This is a genomic window from Paenibacillus sp. HGF5, from assembly GCF_000204455.1.
GTDB classification, from domain to species: domain Bacteria; phylum Bacillota; class Bacilli; order Paenibacillales; family Paenibacillaceae; genus Paenibacillus_AQ; species Paenibacillus_AQ lautus_A.
In genome coordinates this window covers 1-19,534 of record NZ_AEXS01000113.1, presented here as the reverse complement: position 1 = coordinate 19,534, position 19,534 = coordinate 1, and the positions used below count along the sequence as shown (strand labels likewise).

Genomic DNA, 19,534 nt, shown 5'->3' with positions numbered 1-19,534 from the left:
GAAGCAGCGGAGAGGACGAATCGATTCCGGAAAAGCGGAGCGGTCGCCTTTGGAGCCGAATTTCAACCCCTAACATGCAATCCAGAAATTCGGCGACAACAGCGATTGGAGGAACGATACGTACTCGGAGTTTCCCCAGATTAACTCTTCGAAGCTCTCGCATAAGCTGCTCTCGCATAAGCTGCTCTCGCATAAACTGCTCTTGCATAAGCTGCTCTCGCATAAACTGCTCTTGCATAAGCTGCTCTCGCATAAGCTGCTCTCTCATAAGCTGCTCTCGCATAAACTGCTCTTGCATAAGCTACTCTCGCATAAGCTGCTCTCGCATAAACTGCTCTCGCATAAAGCTGCTTTCGTTAAAGCCGCTCCTATACAAGTAGACCACGCATAAAAGCACCCACGATTAAGCTTTACTCGCATTAAGTCTTATCGCCTTAGGCACTTCTTCGCGCTGTCTCCCTGATCACATTCCCCCTACTTATAGGCAAAACGAATTAAGTTCATAGTTTCTATATCTTGGTCAATCGAGGGGGAAGTATGTTACAACAGTAACTAGATGATTAAATACGACCAGTGTATATATAAATAAGGAGTGACGAAGGATGGCAGAAACGAAAAAAATCGCGGTAATCGCGGGAGACGGCATCGGTCCTGAGGTAGTGGCGGAAGCGGAGAAAATCATTAAGCGTACCGAAGAGGTATTCGGACTTTCATTCACGACGGAACATGCGTTGTTTGGCGGCATTGCGATCGACGAGAAAGGAACGCCGCTCCCGGAAGAAACGCTGAGCGTATGCAAAAGCGCCGATGCGGTATTGCTCGGTGCGGTAGGCGGACCAAAATGGGACAACAACTCGAAGGAGCTTCGCCCGGAAACCGGATTGCTCGGCATCCGCAAAGAGCTTGGCCTGTTCTCGAACCTGCGTCCGGCCGTCATTTTTGACTGCTTGAAGGATGCATCCACACTGAAGCCTGAGGTTCTGGAAGGAACCGACTTGATGGTTGTTCGTGAACTGACGGGAGGCATATACTTCGGCGAGAAGTTCAGACGCGAAGGTGCAGGCGGAGAAGAAGCGGTAGATACCTGCGTATACAATACCGCCGAGGTAGAGCGCATCGTGCATCAAGCCTTCGAGATTGCACAGAAGCGCCGGAAGAAGCTGGCTTCCGTCGATAAAGCGAACGTGCTGGAAACGTCCCGCTTGTGGCGCGAAACCGTAAACCGCATCGCTCCTGAATATCCGGACGTCGAGCTGGAGCACGTGCTGGTAGACAACTGCGCGATGCAGCTTCTGCGCCGCCCGTCCAGCTTTGATGTCATCGTAACCGAGAATATGTTCGGTGACATTCTGAGCGACGAAGCAGCCATGCTGACAGGATCCATCGGCATGCTGGCATCCGCATCCATGGGCGAAGGAGCTTTCGGTCTGTACGAGCCGGTACATGGTTCGGCTCCGGACATTGCCGGCCAAGGCTTGGCGAACCCGATCGCAACGATTCTTTCCGTAGCGCTTATGTATCGCCTGACGTTCGGATACGAGGATGCGGCTGACGCCATTGAACGCGCAGTTGCCGAGGTGCTTGATGCAGGACACCGGACGGCAGACATTGCCGTTGATAGAAGCAAGGCGCTCAGCACCACGGAGATGGGCGATTTGATTGCCGCGGCTATCCGTTAATAGAAGAAGCGAGCGTTCAAGAAAACTTCTTATTTATAATAATTATAATAAAGTAACGTCTACAATCTTGACTTTGATTAGCCTCGATGATAACATTTCTATTAAATGTTCATAGAACATACCATGTAGAAAATACACGTATTTTCTTACATATGTTAAGGAGGAATTCAATCATGGCAGAACGTTTGGTTGGTAAAGCGGCTCCTGATTTCACAATGGAAACTGTATCAGGAGACGGTAAAGATTTTGGTAAAGTCAGCCTGTCCGACTACCGCGGCAAATGGCTCGTATTCTTCTTCTATCCGCTGGATTTCACTTTTGTATGCCCAACTGAAATCACGGCTCTCAGCGATGCTTACGATCAATTCAAAGCATTGGATACGGAAATCCTGGGTGTGAGCGTTGACTCGATTCACAGCCACAAAGCTTGGATCAACACAGCTAAAGAAGCTAACGGTCTGGGAGCATTGAACTTCCCGCTGGCTTCCGACATCACCAAGAACGTAGCTAGAGACTACGGCGTTCTGATCGAAGAAGAAGGCGTTGCTCTGCGCGGCCTGTACATCATCGATCCAGAAGGCGAATTGAAATATCAAGTTGTTAACCATAACGACGTTGGCCGCAGCGTAGAAGAAACGCTTCGCGTGCTTCAAGCACTGCAATCCGGCGGATTGTGCGCAATGAACTGGAAGCCGGGCGACAGCAACCTGTAATTTTATTTTATGAAATAGCAACCCTCGTTACCTGACATTACTTGCAGGTAATGGGGGTTTTTTCACTCTGGTTTTATTGGATGAAATAGGGGAAGACTTTTGTTTAGGAAACCGCGCTTGCGTTAATATATAATTAAATAAATAGGTTGGCCGGCTTATGATTAGGAAATCATGCCAAAATTTTAAATCAAGGTTTTTTTCATGAAGGAATTAGCCTGCCTGAAAGCGAATACAATATTGAAACGATTGAGAATCCACAAAAGGAGGGTGAACGATATGAGTTTTTGCTGTGGGGCTAGTATGATGGGTACAAAGGGTACACTGAAGCATTATCGCACTCAAGTACATAATGTTCCCCTACTGTCTTGTCCGGTCTGCCATCGCGTCGAGGTTCATCATCGGGTTGAGAATGAGTATGAGATATTGGCTGAATATGCCCATGGTGACGGTGCATCCCAGGTGGATTTTCAGGATTACGTGATGGAAGATGAGGATGCCATTTTTGAGAATGTGATCAATCGGGAGTCGGAGGATCCGCTCACGGTTGTTCAGAGTCAGATTGATATGTCGCTGGATCTCCTGGTGGTTGCCAAATGGATGGAGGACGAGAAGTGGCAGGGCGAACTGAAAAGACGGCTTGCCGTGATGAGCCAGCGCAGGCTCCGACTCCAGAAGCAGCCTTAATTAGGGATTAATAAAGCCTCGTGAATGTCCGGGGCTTTTTTAATGTTTCAAATCAAGCGAATGTGGGTAATCAATTACATTAGCTGTGCAATGACGGGTGTTATATCAATTACATAAACCAAAATACATAAGTAATGACAATGGTATTTTTATGCAATTATCCATTTTTCGACAGGATTTCTGATTGACGATTCTTTGTTTCGATGACTATCATGGAAGGAAGCAGATTCGGGCTGCTTCTGATTCAGAGGCGGACAAGCTCATTTTTTTCGCATGTTTTTTGTCGGTTTGGTGAGTTCAACTTTTCAAGAAAAGGGGGAGCCATCTTGTTGAGTCAAATCCGTGAATCTGAGCTGCAGGCAATTCGTTCATTTCATTCCAGTCAGCTTATTAGGAACAAGTATGAGAACATACTGGAGAATCTCGACAGCGGGATTATCCTCTTTGATAGTGATGGAGTGTTGGCATTTGTTAACGTGCAGATGGCAAAACTGTTAGGCGTATCCCGTAAATCGCTGACAGGCTGTACGCTGACCCAGCTATTGCGTCATCCCCAGCTCTCCAGATTCAAGAAGAAAAAAATACTTCGCATTTTTCGGGAAACGGTATTCCATCGCCGAAGATTCCATGAATTGGTTGATGAATTCGGCAGATCGTGGCTGATCACGATGACGTATGGGGACCAAATGGAAGGCGATTTTCTGATCAGCGTGAAGGATGTATCGGATTTCAAACGAATTGAGCAAACCGCTTATCAGAACGATAAACTGGCCATGCTGGGAAAAATCTCGGCTTCCATTGCCCATGAAATCCGAAATCCGCTGACATCCATTCGAGGCTTTATCCAGCTGCTGCGTCCGCATCTCGTAAGTTTGGGAAAGGACGAGTATGCCAGAATCATACTAACGGAGATCGATCGCGCAAACGATATTATATACGAATTTCTCAATTCCTCCAAACCCTCGGCTCCAGAGACCAAGATTGTATCCGTATCCTCATTATTGAAGGAAGTTGTTCTATTAACAGAGAGCGAAGCCTTGATGAAGGGATGCCAGATCAATCTACATACCGATAAGACCCCACCTGCGTTTATTTCCGTTGATGTCAAGCAGATCAAACAGGTGATTCTGAATATTATTAAAAATGCCCTCGACGCCATAAATGAGCATCATGACGAGAACATTACCGGGATGATTGATATTTCAGCCCGTGACACGGGTAAACATATTAACATTTGTATCTCGGATAACGGGGGCGGCATGGATCAGAATACGCTGAACCACCTCTTTAATCCCTTTTTTACGACGAAAGAGAGCGGCACGGGACTTGGATTGTCCGTGAGCTACAGCATCATCCGAAACCATGGCGGCACCATTGCCGTGGATAGCCAGGTTGGGGCCGGGACCGAGTTTGTGATCACGTTTCCCAAGCTGGACGTGTCGGAAGTCTAAGAGGATATGCAACCGATTTGAATACAAGAGCAGCTGTTCCAATGGAATGGCTTTTTCTTTTTTAGGAGGAGAAGAGACATGAAATGGACATATGAAAGCAATTTAACAGCCGGGCAAGTACAAGCGGATGCCATCATCGTTCCCGTTACTAAAAAACAAGCGAAGGAGGGCGGCATTTCCGCGGCCTGGGATCCGCTATTAAAGCAGTTGGCGGAGAACCGGCTGTTCGACGGCACCGTCAACCGGTCACTCGTATGGCCGGAGAGCATTTCGAGCGGATCGCGCCTGTTAATATGGGTAGGCCGTCCCGAAGGGATCCTGACATCCGAGCAGCTGCGTTTGGTTGCGGCTCAAGCAGCTAAGGCGGCCGTAAAATCGGGAATACGCAGCGCGGCGATTCAAATTCCGCATACGATGGTCAGCATCACCGCCGAACAGACGCCCCGCGACGCTGCTCAGGCTTTAACCGAGGGATTTATCCTGGGAAGCTACCGGAAACCGCATTATAAACGCGATGCTTCCGAACGTACGGATTTAGAAGAAATCCTCTATTATATTGAAGGAAATACGGAAGCGGAATTTGAAGCCGCGTGGAAGGAAGGCATGTCGCTGGGCCAAGCGATTGGAGAAGCAACCTGCCTGGCACGAGATTTGACGAACCTTCCCGGCAATAAACTGTTACCGGAAGACTTGGCCCAGAAGGCGCTTCAGCTGGCGAAGCGGTACGGCTTCGAAGCACAGGTCCTGGATGAGGAAGCCATGGTCGAGAAAGGAATGGGCGGCCTCTTGGCCGTAGGGAAAGGCAGCATACATCCGCCGCGCATGATTACGATCCGTTATCAGGGACGGGAGACATGGGACGATGTGATCGGCCTGGTCGGCAAGGGGATCACATTTGATACCGGCGGCGTTTCGCTGAAGAGGGCAGCCGGAATGGAGGATATGATCAGCGATATGGGCGGGGCGGCTACAGTGCTTGGCGTTATGGAGGCTCTCGGGCGTATTCGCCCCAAGGCGAATGTCGTGATGGTGATCCCGTCTGCGGAGAACGTGATGAGCGGCGGCGCCTTTAAACCCGGCGATATCGTGACGACGCTGAGCGGCCGTACCGTCGAAGTGCTGAACACGGATGCCGAGGGCCGCATCGTGCTCGCGGATGGAGTAACCCATGCCAAACAGCTCGGTGCTTCGCGCCTGATTGATGTGGCCACGTTGACCGGGGCCGTCGTTTCGGCGCTTGGGGATATCGCCACCGGGGCCGTAACCAATGACGAAACCTTTTTGCAGGAGCTTATCGCTTCTTCCCGTAGGGCCGGCGAAAAAATATGGCCGCTCCCATCCTATCCGGAGTTTTGGGATAAATTGAAGAGCGAGGTGGCGGATTTGCGAAATCAAACCGGGCGAGAAGGCGGGACGATCACGGGCGGTCTTTTTGTGGGTACGTTTGCTGACGGGCTGCCTTGGGTTCATTTTGACATAGCAGGTACGGCTTACTTGTCCAAGGAGCGGGGCGTGGATCCCAGAGGGGCAACCGGCGTGCTCGTCCGAACCATCAGCGACTGGATACTCAGAGAGGCCGAGGCCGTCAAGGATTGATGCACATGTTATGCTTTACTTTTCAACCGGCATTCAAGTATGATGAAGAGAAAATTGCCGAGAGGAGTTTAGCTTAGAATGATTAAGAGTAGTCAGACAAAGATTGTAGACTGTACCATTCGCGATGGCGGATTGGTGAACAACTGGGATTTTAGCGTAGAATTCGTGCAAAATTTATATGCAGGCCTGAATGAGGCTGGCGTGGACTATATGGAAATCGGTTATAAAAATTCGCCTAAGCTCCTAAAAGGCGCTGATCAAGCCGGCCCGTGGCGTTTTTTGGATGATGAATTCCTTCGAGAAGTTATTCCCCATAAAGGTAAAACCAAACTGTCCGCACTGGTCGATATCGGCCGGGTGGATGAGGATGATATTTTGCCGCGAGAGGAGAGCCTGCTGGATCTCATCCGCGTTGCATGTTACATCAAAGACGTGGATAAGGCGCTTGCGCTGGTTCAGACCTTCCATGATCGCGGTTACGAGACGACGCTGAACATTATGGCCCTCTCCAACGTGATGGAGAATGAGCTGCTGGAAGCCTTTGAGATGATCAGGGAGAGCGTCGTGGATGTGGTATACATCGTCGATTCTTACGGAAGCCTGGATCATAAAGACATGGAATACCTGGTAAATAAGTTCAAGACGCATCTGCCGAACAAACGTCTTGGCGTTCATACCCATAACAATATGCAGCTGGCGTTCTCCAACACGCTGGTAGCCGCCGACCTCGGCGTTGAGCTTCTGGATGCGTCCGTATACGGCATGGGCCGTGCAGCCGGCAACTGTCCGACCGAGCTTCTGGTTACCCATTTGAAAGGCACGAAGTACGAGCTGCGCCCGGTACTGGACATTATTGAGCGCTTCATGATCCCTCTTCGCGAAAAAGAGGAGTGGGGTTACATCATGCCCTACATGATTACAGGCACCCTGGACGAACATCCGCGCTCCGCCATGGCACTTCGCGCTTCGGACGATAAAGACAAAATTGTGGATTTTTACGATAAATTGACGACGCCGGAAGTGACCTTCGACAAAAAGAAGTAAGGATGACTAGGGCGTCTTTGCATCTTATATAAGTGTATGAAAGTGCAGCATCTTTCCCCATTCGGAAGGGTGCTTTTTGCTTTCTAGTGCCCAAGAAGGCATTTTCCATAAAATACATGTTGAAATTGCTTGTCACGCATGGTATATTTATTTTTGTCTTCAAAAGACAATATGTTGATTATCGGGACGTAGCTCAGCTTGGTAGAGCACCTGGTTTGGGACCAGGGGGTCGCATGTTCAAATCGTGTCGTCCCGATTCGCTTATGATTTAGGGCCTCGCAAAAAGTATTCGGCATATGCTCCAAAGCATAGCGTCACTTTTGTAGGTGGATATGCGGGTGTAGTTCAATGGTAGAACTCCAGCCTTCCAAGCTGGTAGCGTGGGTTCGATTCCCATCACCCGCTTTTAGTTAGACGGAAACCCTTGGTACCAAGGGTTTTTTTGTTGCTTCATTGCATAACTGGCTGCAGAAGCTGCTTGTTATCTTAGACGGGGCAAAGTAGTAAATCCTTGAGTTATCAAGGATCTCTGGCTGTTATAGGACGCAGGCTCCGCAGATAGCCCTTTTACATTTTAGAAATATCTGTTATAATGGCCATAATTTCATTCCAAGAATGCGAGGTAACCTAGTCCAATGAAGTAAGACACCCTTTTCTCTAAAACAACTGCATGTGGTTTTGCAGGCGTTTCTCTACGGCGGTAGAGGGAGAGATTTGGCGTGTCTGAACAATGTGACTGGGGTACCTCTTTTTGTTATGTCGGAAACGGTACTCTGATACAATACCAATCACATATACGGAACGGATTGCTGCTTTTATTGGCGGGCGAAGGGTAAGGCCCTTTCATCTCCATACCCGTCAGGGCTGGCCTGGAATGAACAGCCGAAGAATTGAGCTGTGGCGCGCATTCGTCCCGTTATTCAGATCCAAACGAATCCTCTCTCATAACATCCGCCGCAGGCCATCGCCTGCGGTTTTTTGATGTTTTTCACAGAGAGAGGATGAGACGATATGACAATGATTCTAAAAGCGAAGGATATCAGCATGGAACTTCAAGGAAAGCCGCTGTTTGAAGGCATTCAGCTGGAAGTAGCCGAAGGAGAGCGGATCGCGCTGTATGGGCGCAACGGTACCGGCAAAACCACGCTCCTCTCCATCCTGGCCGGTGAGCTTGAGCCGACCTCCGGCGTTGTGGAGGCGATCCTTCCAAGAGAGCGCTGGGGCTGGCTGAGACAGCAGGATGAACCGGAGGAAGGCGATATGAGTGCGATCGATACGGTGCGCAGCCGCAGTCATCCAACGTTATGGGAGCTGAAGCTTCGGCTTGCGGGAATCGAGCAAGGGATGAACGGCGGCAGCGCTGCGGAAATGGAGCAGCTGCTTGAGTTATATGGCAATCTGCTGGAGCGTTATGAATCCCAGAACGGTTTCCAGTGGGAGACCGAGGTGGAGAAAGCGATGACGATGCTGGGCATCGGGCCGGAGGTGTGGCCGGTGTCCTATCGCGAGCTGAGCGGAGGCCAGAAAACGAAGGTGATGCTGTCGGCGCTCCTGGTGTCGGCCCCGAAATTTCTGCTGCTTGACGAGCCGACGAACCATCTGGACAGTGAAAGCCTGGTCTGGCTGGAGCAGTGGCTGGTGTCGTCCTATAAAGGAACGGTGCTGTTTGTATCCCATGATCGGGAATTCATTGACCGGGTGGCGACCGCCGTCTGTGAGCTGACGTCGGAGGAACTCCGGCGTTACCGGGGAGGATACACGGATTACCGGCGCGAAAAGGAACGCGAGCTGCGCGAGCAGGAGACGCTTTATCGCAAGCAGGAGCTGGCCCGCAAGGCGCTTGAGGAGTCGATCCGAAGATACGAGGAATGGTTCCATAAAGCGCATAACGCGGCCGGGGACGTGAATGAAGTCAAGATCACCGCCAGTTTCTACAAGGCCAAAGCGAAGAAGAACATCTCCAGATACCATGCCAAGGAAAAAGCGCTGGAACGGCTGGAAGCCGAGAGGGTGGATAAGCCGCGCAGCGGGCCCAAGCTGAACATGGAGCTGGAAGGGGAGGCATTCGGCGGCCGAACCCTGGTCCAAGTGAAGGACATCTGTTTTGGATACGGAGATCAACCGCTTTTTAATAAGCTCACCTTCTATTTGAACCGCGGCGACCGGCTGGCCGTAAGAGGCCCCAACGGAAGCGGGAAAACGACGCTGCTCAAGCTGCTGCTGGGGGAGATCGATCCGCAGGAAGGCCGGATTACCCGGAATCCTTCCGTCAAGATCGGCTATTTTTCGCAGGAGCTTGAGGGGCTTGAACCGGAAACCACGCTGCTGGACAGCCTTCTTGTCATTCCCGGCATGACGGAGAGCCGTGCGCGTACCCTGCTGGGCTCGTTTCTCTTCAGGAGAGACGACGTGTTTAAGAAGATGGGACAGCTCAGCATGGGGGAGAAGTGCAGAACGGCTTTTCTCAAGCTGTATTTCAGCGGGGCGCATCTCCTTGTACTGGATGAACCCTCGAATTACCTGGACGTGGACACCCGAGAAGTGATTGAACAGGTGCTCGTAAGCTTTCCGGGGGCAATCGCGCTTGTATCGCATGACCGGTATCTGGTGCGCAAAATCGCCAATCGGCTGCTTACGCTGAAGCCTGGGGATGCTCCCGCATGGTTCGAGGGAAGCGTCGGCGAGGAGGAGGAACAGGCTTCGCGAACCGGGGTGATCAAGGGAGATACGGAGAAGGACAATCGCCGGATGGAGCTCGAGTACCGGATTCAGGAATTGCTGGGGTTATCCGCTGATGGACTGGAGGCCGGGGATGAGGCGAGCTGGCTTGCCGAAATTAGGGAGCTGCGGGCCGAGCTTGCCGGGCTTTTATCGGATTAAGTCCCAGGATCCCGATTAAAATCGGTCCGATGAGGTTAAAATGGGGAAATGAAACTTGCCATATGCCGAAAGGTTGCATATAATAAACCCTATATATTTGCATAAGTTCTAAATGCATGGATGGAGAAAAGTAGCCAGTGCCTCTTTACAGGGAAGGGATGCCGTGGATTGAGAGTGTCCCTCAAAGAATCAGGCTGGTGAAGTTCGCTCCGGAGCAGTTCCCTGAACACGGCAGCCCGTCGGTTGAGTAGGGGATAACGGGTCCGATTCGTTACGTCGGTCAAGTGAGCATGATGAGGCATACTTGTGTCCAAGGCTTTTGCCGTCTTGGTTAGGGTATGATGCATGTTAACAAGGGTGGTACCACGGTCTCTTCGTCCCTTTTCGGGAGGAGAGGCCTTTTTTGTTTTCAGAACAATGATGGAGTTTACAAAGGGGTGTGCGAATAGCCATGAAGGAAAAATTGGAAGCTTTAAAGCAGGAAGCATTGGCGCAATTGCAGGATGTTACCGATCCGCAGCAGCTGAATGATTTGCGGGTGAAATACCTTGGCAAAAAAGGGGCCCTGACGGAAATCCTGCGCGGCATGGGAGCACTCAGCGCAGAGGAGCGTCCCGTTATCGGCCAGGTGGCCAATGACGTTCGCGGCGCGATCGAGGAAGTCATCTCGGGCAAGCAGGAAGCGTTCCTGCAGCAGGAAACCGAAGAGCGTCTGCGCGCAGAGAAAGTGGACGTGACCCTTCCGGGTCGCAAGCTCAGCCAAGGTGCGGTGCATCCGCTCAGCAAGGTGATCCAGGATATCGAGGATATTTTCATCGGGATGGGATACCGCGTAGCGGAAGGACCCGAGGTGGAGACGGACTATTTCAACTTCGAGGCGCTCAATCTGCCGAAGAACCACCCGGCACGCGACATGCAGGATTCCTTCTATTTGACGGAAGATCTGCTGATGCGGACCCAGACTTCCCCGGTGCAAGCCCGGACGATGCTGTCGATGCAAGGAAAAGCGCCGGTCAAAATCATCTGTCCTGGGCGCGTATTCCGCCGGGACGACGATGACGCGACCCATTCGTTCCAGTTCCATCAAATCGAGGGTCTCGTGATCGGCGAGAACATTCGCATGAGCGATTTGAAAGGGACGCTGCTGCAATTCGTTCAGGAAATGTTCGGCGATAACACGCAGATCCGTCTGCGTCCAAGCTTCTTCCCATTCACGGAGCCCAGCGCGGAAGTGGACGTATCCTGCGTCAAATGCGGCGGCAGCGGCTGCCGCGTATGTAAGCAAACGGGCTGGCTAGAGATTTTAGGCTGCGGCATGGTTCATCCGAAGGTGCTCGAAATGGGCGGCTATGACCCTGAGAAGTACAGCGGATTTGCTTTCGGCATGGGGGTTGAGCGGATTGCCATGCTGAAATACGGCGTGGATGACATCCGCCACTTCTTCAACAACGATACGGCATTCTTGAATCAGTTCACGCGGATCTAATTTTAACGATAAAGGGAAGTGAATAGACAATGAGAGTTTCAACCGATTGGTTGTCCGATTATATTTCGCTCGAAGGCGTAACCTCAGAGGATTTGGCAAGCCGCATTACATCGGCCGGCATTGAAATCGATGTGATCGAGAAACGGAATCAAGGCATTAACAACGTGGTCGTAGGCTACGTCAAGAGCAAGGAGAAGCATCCCGATGCCGATAAGCTGAACGTGTGCGTCGTCGATGCAGGCCAGGAAGAAGATCTCCAGATCGTATGCGGAGCAAAAAACGTGGATGCTGGCCAGAAGGTGCCGGTAGCGCTTGTTGGCGCGAAGCTGCCGGGCGGGCTGGATATCAAGAAAGCCAAGCTGCGCGGCGTGCTCTCCCAAGGCATGATTTGCTCGGCTAAGGAACTGGGCATGAATGACAAACTGCTGCCCAAAGAGCTGCAGGAGGGGATTTTGGTGCTTCCGGCTGACACGGAGATCGGCAAACCGATTGTGGATGTGCTGGGCCTGAACGATGAAATTCTGGAGCTGGACCTGACGCCGAACCGTTCCGACTGCCTCAGCATGCTGGGCACGGCTTACGAAGTGAGCGCCATCCTCGGCCGCGAGCTGAGCCTGCCGAACCCGGAGAAGGAAATGCTGGAGGTTCATGATGCAGCAGCCGATCATATCTCGGTTACGATCGGTGCGGATGAGCAGTGCAGCCATTATGCTGCACGCTATATCACGGGCGTAACGATCGCTCCTTCCCCGCTGTGGATGCAGAACCGGTTGATGGCAGCCGGCGTGCGTCCGATCAATAACATTGTGGATATTACCAATTATGTGATGCTGGAATACGGCCAGCCGCTGCATGCTTTTGATGCGGATCAGCTGAAAGACGGGGCGGTTCACGTGCGCATGGCTGAGGCCGGCGAGACGATAGTGACGCTGGATGGCGCGGAGCGGAATCTGGAGTCGCATATGCTGGTGATTACGGCAGGCGGCAAGCCGGTGGCCTTGGCTGGCGTTATGGGCGGCCTGGACTCCGAAGTAACGGACGGAACGGTGAATATTTTCCTGGAGTCCGCTAAATTCGATGGCGGCACCGTCCGCAAAACCTCCCGTCAGCTGGGACTTCGCTCAGAGGCAAGCTCCCGCTTCGAGAAGGAAGTGGATCCGGCCGCAGTGATCCCTGCTCTGAACCGAGCGGCTGCACTGATGGCGAAATATGCCGGAGGGTCCGTGCATCAAGGAATCGTCGAAGCAGGAAGTGCGCAAACCGAGCCGTCCGTGATTACGTTGTCGCTGGAGAAGCTCAATCGTTATCTGGGCACGGAGCTGTCTTTGCTTGAGGTCAAAACGATCTTCTCCCGACTGCATTTCCCTAGCGGGGATGCGGGCCAGGGATTGGTGGATATCCAAGTGCCTTCCCGCCGCGGCGATATTACGCTCGATGTAGACCTGATCGAAGAGGTTGCCCGCCTGTATGGCTATGACAACATTCCGACCACGGCGATTGAAGGACCGACGACGCCGGGTTCGTTGACGGAAGCGCAGGCCATCCGCCGCTCGCTTCGCCGTCTGCTGACGCACAGCGGATTCCAGGAGGTTCTGGGTTACTCCTTCATTCATCCGCAGCAAGCGGAAGTGTTCACTTCCCTATCGGAAGGCGGGAAGGCGGTTAAGCTGGCGATGCCGATGAGCGAGGACCGCAGCGTGCTGCGTACCAGCTTGCTGCCGCAGCTGCTGGATATCGCGGTGTATAATCATAACCGCAAGCAGCCGGACCTGGCCCTGTTTGAAATAGGGAACCTGTTCCATACGCAGGAGGAGACGTTGACCAAGCAGCCGCAGGAGCGTCCGGTTCTCGGTCTACTGCTGTCAGGACGCAAAGGCAGCAAGCAGTGGAACGTCCAGCCGGCCAAAGTGGATTTCTTCGATTTGAAGGGTGCGCTTGAAACGGTGCTCGATTATCTCGGCATTCGCGCTGACGACATTGCTTACGAAGCGAACGGGCCGGCAGGCTTCCATCCGGGACGTTCCGCTTCCGTTTACGTAGGTCAAGGCGAGAACAAACATCTGCTCGGCGTGCTCGGACAAATTCATCCAAAAACGCAGCAGGAGCTGGATTTGGAAGATACCTATGCCGCCGAGATCCTGCTTGAGCCGCTCTATGATCTGACCAATGCCCGCGTCGCTTACCGCGATCTGCCTAGATTCCCGGGCATGGAACGCGATCTTGCCATCGTGGTGAATGAGGAAGTAGAAGCCGGCTCCCTGATCCAAGTCATCCGAGAGAATGCCGGAGAGCTTCTGCAGCAGATTCAGGTGTTTGACGTCTTCACGGGCAGCAAGCTGGGAGAAGGCAAGAAGAGTGTTGCGATCTCCTTGACGTACCGCCATCAGGAGCGGACGCTGACCGATGAAGAGGTTGCCGGGGTTACGGAAAAAGCAGTCGCTGCCCTTCAGCAAACTTTTGGCGCAGAATTAAGAAAATAGCAGGAATTGTGAACGTCCGCATCGAATCCATTACATCAGAGATTCGATGCGGGCTTTTTTGCTCTAAATTGAACTGGGATTTGCATCGGAAGGCCCGCAGGGTTCATAATTATAAGCACAAAACTGTGTTATCATATACCACACTTCGGTCTGTACTCTAGAGGTTCGTCTGTAGATGTTATCTCATATATAATGGATGCAGAGGATAGACCATTTCAGACATCATAGAATTTACACATAATAGAAGGAGGGCACAATTTTGACTACATCTGACCGTAAAAGCGTTACCGTAGACATCTACGGAACTTCCTATAAACTCGTTGGAAACAGCAGTGATTATACCAGACAGGTAGCCAATTACGTGGATGATCGCATGCGTACCATCTCCAAGGCGCACTCCCGTTTGGATACCCCGCGCATTGCCGTCCTTGCCGCGGTACATATGGCTGAAGAAGCTTTGCAGAAGCTGGAATATCAGAACGAGGCCAAGCAGATGACGGCCGAGCGGAATGAGCTGCGAACGGAACTGGCCAAGGTGCAGGGACTTCAAATCGAGCAGCAGGAGAGACATCGTCAGCAGCTGGAGCAGCTTGAGCGCAAGCTGGCGGAGCAGACAACGCTGGCTGAAGAATACAGGAAATCCAAGGAGAACCTGACAGCGGAGTCGGAGCGTACGAAGGAGCTGCTCCAGAAGGAATCCGACCGGGTGGCGGAACTGCTGAAGGAGAAGCAGCAGCTTGAGATGCGTCTTAAGGAGCAGCGCGAGAAGCTGGAGAGCGGCCACAAGCAGGCGATGGAAGATATGAAACGCCGTTATGAAGGGCAAATTTCACAGTCCGCGCTCACGCATAAGCAGGCCGTTGAGAAGCTGGAACAGAGTTTGCGCACTTCTGCGAAGCAGGCTGAAGAGAAGCTGGCTGAACAGTTGAAGAAACAGGAGAGCACTTATAAACAAGAGGCGCTTTTGAAAGAACAGCAGCACTCGAAGACGGTGCAGGATCTGAAGCAGCAGAATTCGAAGACGGTGCAGGATTTGGAGCAGAAGTACACGAAGACGGTGCAGGATCTGGAGCAGAAGTATACGAAGACGGTGCAGGATCTGAAGCTGGAGCACTCGAAAACCGTACAGGATTTGGAGCAGCAGCACTCGAAGACCGTGCAGGATCTGGAGAAACAGCTTGCCGAGCAGCGCAATCGCGGCGGCCAGCTGCACTCGCGGTTGTCGACCGCGGAGAAGGAACTGAACACGGTAAAAGCGGAATCGGACAAGCTGAAGGAAGAGCTCCATTCGTCCAAGCAGCAAGCTGAAGCTTCCTCGCAGGAATTGCGTTCCTTCCGTACGAAGGCGGAAGGGCTGGCGAAGGAACTCGAGGCCCTGAAGCAGGAATCCGGCAAGTCGGAGGAAGAGCGTCGACGTCTGCAGAAGCTTGTGGTGGATGCGAATCAGACCTCCCGCAAGCAGCAGGAAGAGCTGCAGCGTCTAAGCAGCGAGCTGCAATCCTGGCGGACGCTGGCCGATCAGCGCAAGGAGGAGACCGGCGAGCTCGAGATGAGAATCGTCGAGCTGATGGAATTGAACGAAAGCCTGGAAGAGGGAATGAAGGGTCTTCAGGATGAAATCCATGTCATGAAGGACGAAGCGGACCGGATCCTTTCCGAGCGCCGAAGCGCCCAGGAGGAATTGAAGGAGCTCCAGCTCCGCAACGAAGAGCTCGAGAAACTCACCCAGGACGCGGGAATCCGCGAGGAAGAGACCGGCAAACTCTACGCCATGCTGGAAGAAGAATACGATACGGTGTCGAATCAGCTCGATGAGCTTCGCAAGAAGGCGACAGCCAGCGAAGAGCGTGCAAGCGAACTTGGCGAGCAGCTGAGGGAGTCCGAAGAACGCGCCGTTCAATGGCAGGACCAATACCAGCAATGGATGGCGGAACGGGAACAGCTGGCTTCAGACAGCGAGAAGCTGGCCGCAGAGCGCGATGAATGGAAACGAACCAAGCTTGCGCTGGAAGAAGAGCTTCAGTCCTGGCAGCAGGAGATTGCATCCGCGCGTCAGGTCTGCGACCGTCTGGAAGGCGAGAAAAGCGAAGCGGCACAGCAGTATTCCGAGCTTGGCGAACAGTACGAGCTGGTCATGCACCAGTATCGGCTGCTGCAGGCAGAACAGGAATTGAAGGCGGAGCAAGCCGCACAGCTTGAAGAAGAACATCGCAAGCTGAAGGAAGAGTATGCGAAGCTCCAAGTTGAATATAATGAATGGATCGAGTTGATTGAGCAGGATCAGCGTTAGGCCATGACGAAGATGTGAACCTGAAAAAACCTCCGGATCAGAGAGAGGAAACTCTGGCGATCCGGAGGTTTTCATTTTGCATAACAAGCCTTCTATTCTTCGACGATCAGTTTGGATATCATTTTGCTGTGACCGGCTCCGCACATAATGGAACACGAAACCTCGAATTCTCCTGCCTTGTCAGGCGTAACGACGGTTGAGTTGTTCTTTCGGTCCAGCTGCAGGCCAAGCGCAGGAATCATAACGCCGTGGTTGCCGTCTTCGTTCTCGTAAGTAATCTTGACGGGCACCCCTTTTTTGAGGTGATATTCGGCTTGGTCAAATTGGAAGTTGGAGCCTTTAATCACGAGTTCTGCTTCCGGTGCTACGCCGGTATCCGTGATCCCCGAATTGCCCTCGGACTCTTGTTGGTTTCCGCCGCAGGCCGCCAATACAAAAAGGAGCATACATGAAACAAGTAGTGCTATGCCTTTTTTCACTATAATCTCTCCTGACTATGAAATAATTGTGAAAATTAATTTCCAATCTTTATGATAGCTCAGAACGGGAGTCGACGCACGTGCCTGTTATGAAAAATTGGTGAACGTGAAGCGCTTGCAACGAATTTTATGGATTTACGTTATAATGTAGGGGAAACATAGTCACAGAGGACGGGAGCCTGCTCCAACACGGACAACCCCCTGTCATATAGCAACAGGGGGTTGATGTGGGGAATGCATCGATGGATTTAACCGCAAACCTTGGGATCTTTCAGGAAGAGGCTCCGTCAGGATCCTTTGACAGAAGCGGACGGCCTTCTATCTTATTCTTTGCGGCTTTTGCCTGCTTCAAACGGGGTGGAGATCGGAATGAACAGATCGATGATCCCTATGACCAGTGCAGCAAGCAGAGCACCCAGAATGGAGACGCTAACGCCTCCGACGATGAACTGGGCCAGGTAAATGACAAGCGCGCTCACAATGAAGCCCACGATGCCGCGTCCAAACGGCGTGACTTTTTTGCCGAAGATGCCCTCGATAGCCCAGCCAAACAGGGCGATGACGAGTGCAAGCAGCAGGGCGCTTCCGAATCCGCCGACGGAGAATTGAGGGACGATCCATCCGACGACCATAAGGACGAGAGCCGCTACGATAAATCGAACGACATGCCCGAGAAATTGCATGGTACCTGCCTCCTTAGAATAAGACTGGAATGTTACGCAGAATTTATTTTGTTCAATCGGACGTTAGGTTATGTGTGGAAGGATTTTGGATTCCATGGCGATTTCGCATGGCGTTCGATATAATATAGGCATTGATTGAGAGGAGTTGTGAACTTCTTGAACGACAAGATTTTGCACACTTTAGAATACCGGAAAATTTTAAATACATTGACGCAATATACCCAAACCTCCATGGGAAGTTTGAGGGCGGAAAGGTTAATGCCAGAGACCGACCTCGAAGCCGTGAAGGATCTGCTCGCTGCCACCGACCAGGCTTACACCGTAGACAGGCTTAAGGGCAACCCGTCCTTCCGCGGCATTACCGACATCAACGATGCTTTGAAGCGGGCCCGAATCGGAGGCACGCTGAATCCGCATGAATTGCTTGCCACGTCGAACACGATTCACGGGTCGCGACGAATCAAACGGTTTATCGCTGCGATTCATGAGGATGAGAAGATTGATATTCTCTTTAATTTAAGCGATCTTATTTCGGAGCAGAAGCCGCTGGAGGATGCCATTCGGCTCTGCATCGATGAAACGGCCGAGGTGCTGGACTCCGCAAGCGCGGAGCTGTCGCAAATTCGGAGGGAGCTGCGCGGCGGAGAGGTACGCATCCGCGAGAAGCTGGAATCCATGATCCGTTCGCAATCGGTGGCGAAGATGCTGCAGGACCAGCTGATTACGATTCGCGGCGACCGATTCGTCATTCCCGTCAAAGCGGAGTATCGCTCCCACTTTGGCGGTATCGTGCACGACCAGTCCGGCTCGGGCGCGACGCTGTTCATCGAACCGGAGTCCATCGTGGCGATGAACAACAAGCTGCGCGAGACCCGGATGCGGGAAGAGCGGGAGATCGAAGTGATTCTGCAGAAGCTGACCGCCCAGGTCGGCGAGCAGGCTGAACTGCTGTCCATTGACGTCGATCTGATCGGGCAGCTCGATTTTATTTTTGCCAAAGCCCGTTTAGCTCATGTGATGAAGGCTTCGCTCCCGCGTATGAACGACAGAGGATATATTAAGCTGCGCAGAGGCAGACATCCGCTCATACCGACGGACCAGGTCGTGCCGCTGGACGTGGAATTGGGCAATTCCTATACCTCCATCATCGTCACGGGCCCGAATACCGGCGGTAAGACGGTTACGCTCAAAACGATCGGTTTGTTAAACCTGATGGCGATGTCCGGACTGTTTATCCCGGCCGAAGAAGGCAGCCAGATGTGCGTGTTCGATGCGATTTACGCGGATATTGGCGACGAGCAAAGCATTGAGCAGAGCCTGAGTACCTTCTCCAGCCATATGACCAACATCATCCGCATCTTAAGCCAGATGACGCCGAAGAGCCTGGTCCTGCTCGATGAAGTGGGGGCGGGGACCGACCCGGCGGAAGGTTCGGCTCTGGCAATTTCCATTCTGGAGCATATCCACCGCATGGGCTGCCGCATGATCGCGACGACGCACTATTCCGAATTGAAGGCGTACGCCTATGAACGCAAAGGCGTGATCAATGCCAGCATGGAGTTCGATATAAACACACTAAGTCCGACTTATCGGCTGCTGGTGGGCGTTCCTGGACGCAGTAACGCGTTTGCTATTGCAGAACGTCTGGGATTGCCGGGATCCATTCTGGAATTCGCCCGCGGGGAAGTGAAGGAAGAGGATCAGCGGGTAGAGCATATGATTGCGTCCCTCGAGGAGAACCGGCATACCGCTGAAGTGGAGCGTGAGAAGGCGGAACAGGTCCGGAAGGAAATGGAGGAGCTGCGTCAACGCCACCAGCAGGAGCTTCAGAAGCTGGAGGAGCAGAAGGACAAGCTCGTTGATAAGGCTCGGGCGGAAGCAAGACAGATCGTGGACAAGGCGCGGAGCGAAGCCGAGGAGATCATTGCGGACCTGCGCAAGATTGCCCAGGAGGAAGGGGCTTCCGTTAAGGAGCACAAGCTGATCGCGGCCAGAAAGCGCCTGGATGACGCCGAGCCGCAGCAGGGCAAGAAAACGGGCGGCCAGCGTTCTGCGAAGCAGCAGCGCAG

At 52.5% G+C, this 19,534-nt stretch carries 14 protein-coding genes and 2 tRNA genes; 13 read left to right on the top strand and 3 right to left on the bottom strand.

The annotated features are described in order from the left end of the window. Positions 1 to 268 (bottom strand): hypothetical protein (locus HMPREF9412_RS33105; protein WP_217492365.1); only part of this gene is annotated, 268 nt, incomplete at its 3' end. 334 nt (positions 269 to 602) lie between these two features. Here HMPREF9412_RS33105 and leuB point away from each other — a divergent pair. The 12 genes from leuB to HMPREF9412_RS17830 all read left to right on the top strand — a co-directional run bounded on the left by leuB (position 603) and on the right by HMPREF9412_RS17830 (position 16,303). Beyond that, a complete protein-coding gene (gene leuB, locus HMPREF9412_RS17885; RefSeq protein WP_009593065.1) occupies positions 603 to 1,679 on the top strand; it encodes a 3-isopropylmalate dehydrogenase in 1,077 nt (358 codons plus the stop codon). Positions 1,680 to 1,852: 173 nt separating this feature from the next. Continuing rightward, complete coding sequence (locus tag HMPREF9412_RS17880) at positions 1,853 to 2,392, top strand: peroxiredoxin (protein WP_009593058.1); 540 nt, start codon at positions 1,853 to 1,855, stop codon at positions 2,390 to 2,392. 276 nt (positions 2,393 to 2,668) lie between these two features. Further along, positions 2,669 to 3,076 carry a hypothetical protein gene (locus tag HMPREF9412_RS17875; RefSeq protein ID WP_036672645.1) on the top strand — a complete coding sequence of 136 codons (408 nt, stop codon included), beginning with the start codon at positions 2,669 to 2,671 and terminating at the stop codon, positions 3,074 to 3,076. A gap of 326 nt (positions 3,077 to 3,402) precedes the next feature. Beyond that, on the top strand, positions 3,403 to 4,527 hold the full coding sequence (locus tag HMPREF9412_RS17870; RefSeq protein WP_009593063.1) for an ATP-binding protein: 1,125 nt from the start codon (positions 3,403 to 3,405) through the stop codon (positions 4,525 to 4,527). A gap of 78 nt (positions 4,528 to 4,605) precedes the next feature. Next, entirely contained in the window at positions 4,606 to 6,123 is a 1,518-nt protein-coding gene (locus HMPREF9412_RS17865; RefSeq protein ID WP_009593054.1) for a leucyl aminopeptidase, read from the top strand. Positions 6,124 to 6,201: 78 nt separating this feature from the next. Further along, on the top strand, positions 6,202 to 7,167 hold the full coding sequence (locus HMPREF9412_RS17860; protein ID WP_009593056.1) for an aldolase catalytic domain-containing protein: 966 nt from the start codon (positions 6,202 to 6,204) through the stop codon (positions 7,165 to 7,167). 182 nt (positions 7,168 to 7,349) lie between these two features. Beyond that, positions 7,350 to 7,423, top strand: a tRNA-Pro gene (locus HMPREF9412_RS17855). A 78-nt stretch (positions 7,424 to 7,501) separates the two neighbouring features. Further along, positions 7,502 to 7,572: transfer RNA gene (locus HMPREF9412_RS17850), tRNA-Gly, on the top strand. A gap of 606 nt (positions 7,573 to 8,178) precedes the next feature. Continuing rightward, a complete protein-coding gene (gene abc-f, locus HMPREF9412_RS17845) occupies positions 8,179 to 10,047 on the top strand; it encodes a ribosomal protection-like ABC-F family protein (RefSeq protein ID WP_009593064.1) in 1,869 nt (622 codons plus the stop codon). A 451-nt stretch (positions 10,048 to 10,498) separates the two neighbouring features. Continuing rightward, positions 10,499 to 11,533 (top strand): phenylalanine--tRNA ligase subunit alpha, encoded by a 1,035-nt coding sequence (gene pheS, locus HMPREF9412_RS17840; RefSeq protein WP_009593059.1) that lies wholly within the window; start codon positions 10,499 to 10,501, stop codon positions 11,531 to 11,533. A gap of 29 nt (positions 11,534 to 11,562) precedes the next feature. Continuing rightward, complete coding sequence (gene pheT, locus HMPREF9412_RS17835; RefSeq protein WP_009593057.1) at positions 11,563 to 14,013, top strand: phenylalanine--tRNA ligase subunit beta; 2,451 nt, start codon at positions 11,563 to 11,565, stop codon at positions 14,011 to 14,013. Positions 14,014 to 14,272: 259 nt separating this feature from the next. Continuing rightward, positions 14,273 to 16,303: a cell division protein ZapA gene (locus tag HMPREF9412_RS17830; RefSeq protein ID WP_009593062.1), complete on the top strand. Its 2,031-nt coding sequence runs from the start codon at positions 14,273 to 14,275 to the stop codon at positions 16,301 to 16,303. Positions 16,304 to 16,395: 92 nt separating this feature from the next. Here HMPREF9412_RS17830 and HMPREF9412_RS17825 read toward each other — a convergent pair whose 3' ends face one another. Together HMPREF9412_RS17825 and HMPREF9412_RS17820 are read right to left on the bottom strand one after the other, a co-directional pair. Beyond that, positions 16,396 to 16,782 carry a cytochrome c oxidase subunit II gene (locus tag HMPREF9412_RS17825; RefSeq protein WP_009593061.1) on the bottom strand — a complete coding sequence of 129 codons (387 nt, stop codon included), beginning with the start codon at positions 16,780 to 16,782 and terminating at the stop codon, positions 16,396 to 16,398. A 323-nt stretch (positions 16,783 to 17,105) separates the two neighbouring features. After that, positions 17,106 to 17,465, bottom strand: a complete 360-nt coding sequence (locus tag HMPREF9412_RS17820; protein ID WP_009593066.1) for a phage holin family protein — start codon at positions 17,463 to 17,465, stop codon at positions 17,106 to 17,108. Positions 17,466 to 17,621: 156 nt separating this feature from the next. Between HMPREF9412_RS17820 and HMPREF9412_RS17815 the strand changes: the two genes are divergently transcribed. Beyond that, on the top strand, positions 17,622 to 19,534 hold a 1,913-nt coding region (locus HMPREF9412_RS17815; RefSeq protein ID WP_009593053.1), incomplete at its 3' end, for an endonuclease MutS2.

Bases quoted from the DNA above. Each gene is read 5' to 3' on its own strand.
- leuB (WP_009593065.1), top strand. From the start codon at position 603: ATGGCAGAAACGAAAAAAATCGCGGTAATCGCGGGAGACGGCATCGGT.
- HMPREF9412_RS17880 (WP_009593058.1), top strand. From the start codon at position 1,853: ATGGCAGAACGTTTGGTTGGTAAAGCGGCTCCTGATTTCACAATGGAA.
- HMPREF9412_RS17875 (WP_036672645.1), top strand. From the start codon at position 2,669: ATGAGTTTTTGCTGTGGGGCTAGTATGATGGGTACAAAGGGTACACTG.
- HMPREF9412_RS17865 (WP_009593054.1), top strand. From the start codon at position 4,606: ATGAAATGGACATATGAAAGCAATTTAACAGCCGGGCAAGTACAAGCG.
- HMPREF9412_RS17860 (WP_009593056.1), top strand. From the start codon at position 6,202: ATGATTAAGAGTAGTCAGACAAAGATTGTAGACTGTACCATTCGCGAT.
- abc-f (WP_009593064.1), top strand. From the start codon at position 8,179: ATGACAATGATTCTAAAAGCGAAGGATATCAGCATGGAACTTCAAGGA.
- pheS (WP_009593059.1), top strand. From the start codon at position 10,499: ATGAAGGAAAAATTGGAAGCTTTAAAGCAGGAAGCATTGGCGCAATTG.
- pheT (WP_009593057.1), top strand. From the start codon at position 11,563: ATGAGAGTTTCAACCGATTGGTTGTCCGATTATATTTCGCTCGAAGGC.
- HMPREF9412_RS17820 (WP_009593066.1), bottom strand. From the start codon at position 17,465: ATGCAATTTCTCGGGCATGTCGTTCGATTTATCGTAGCGGCTCTCGTC.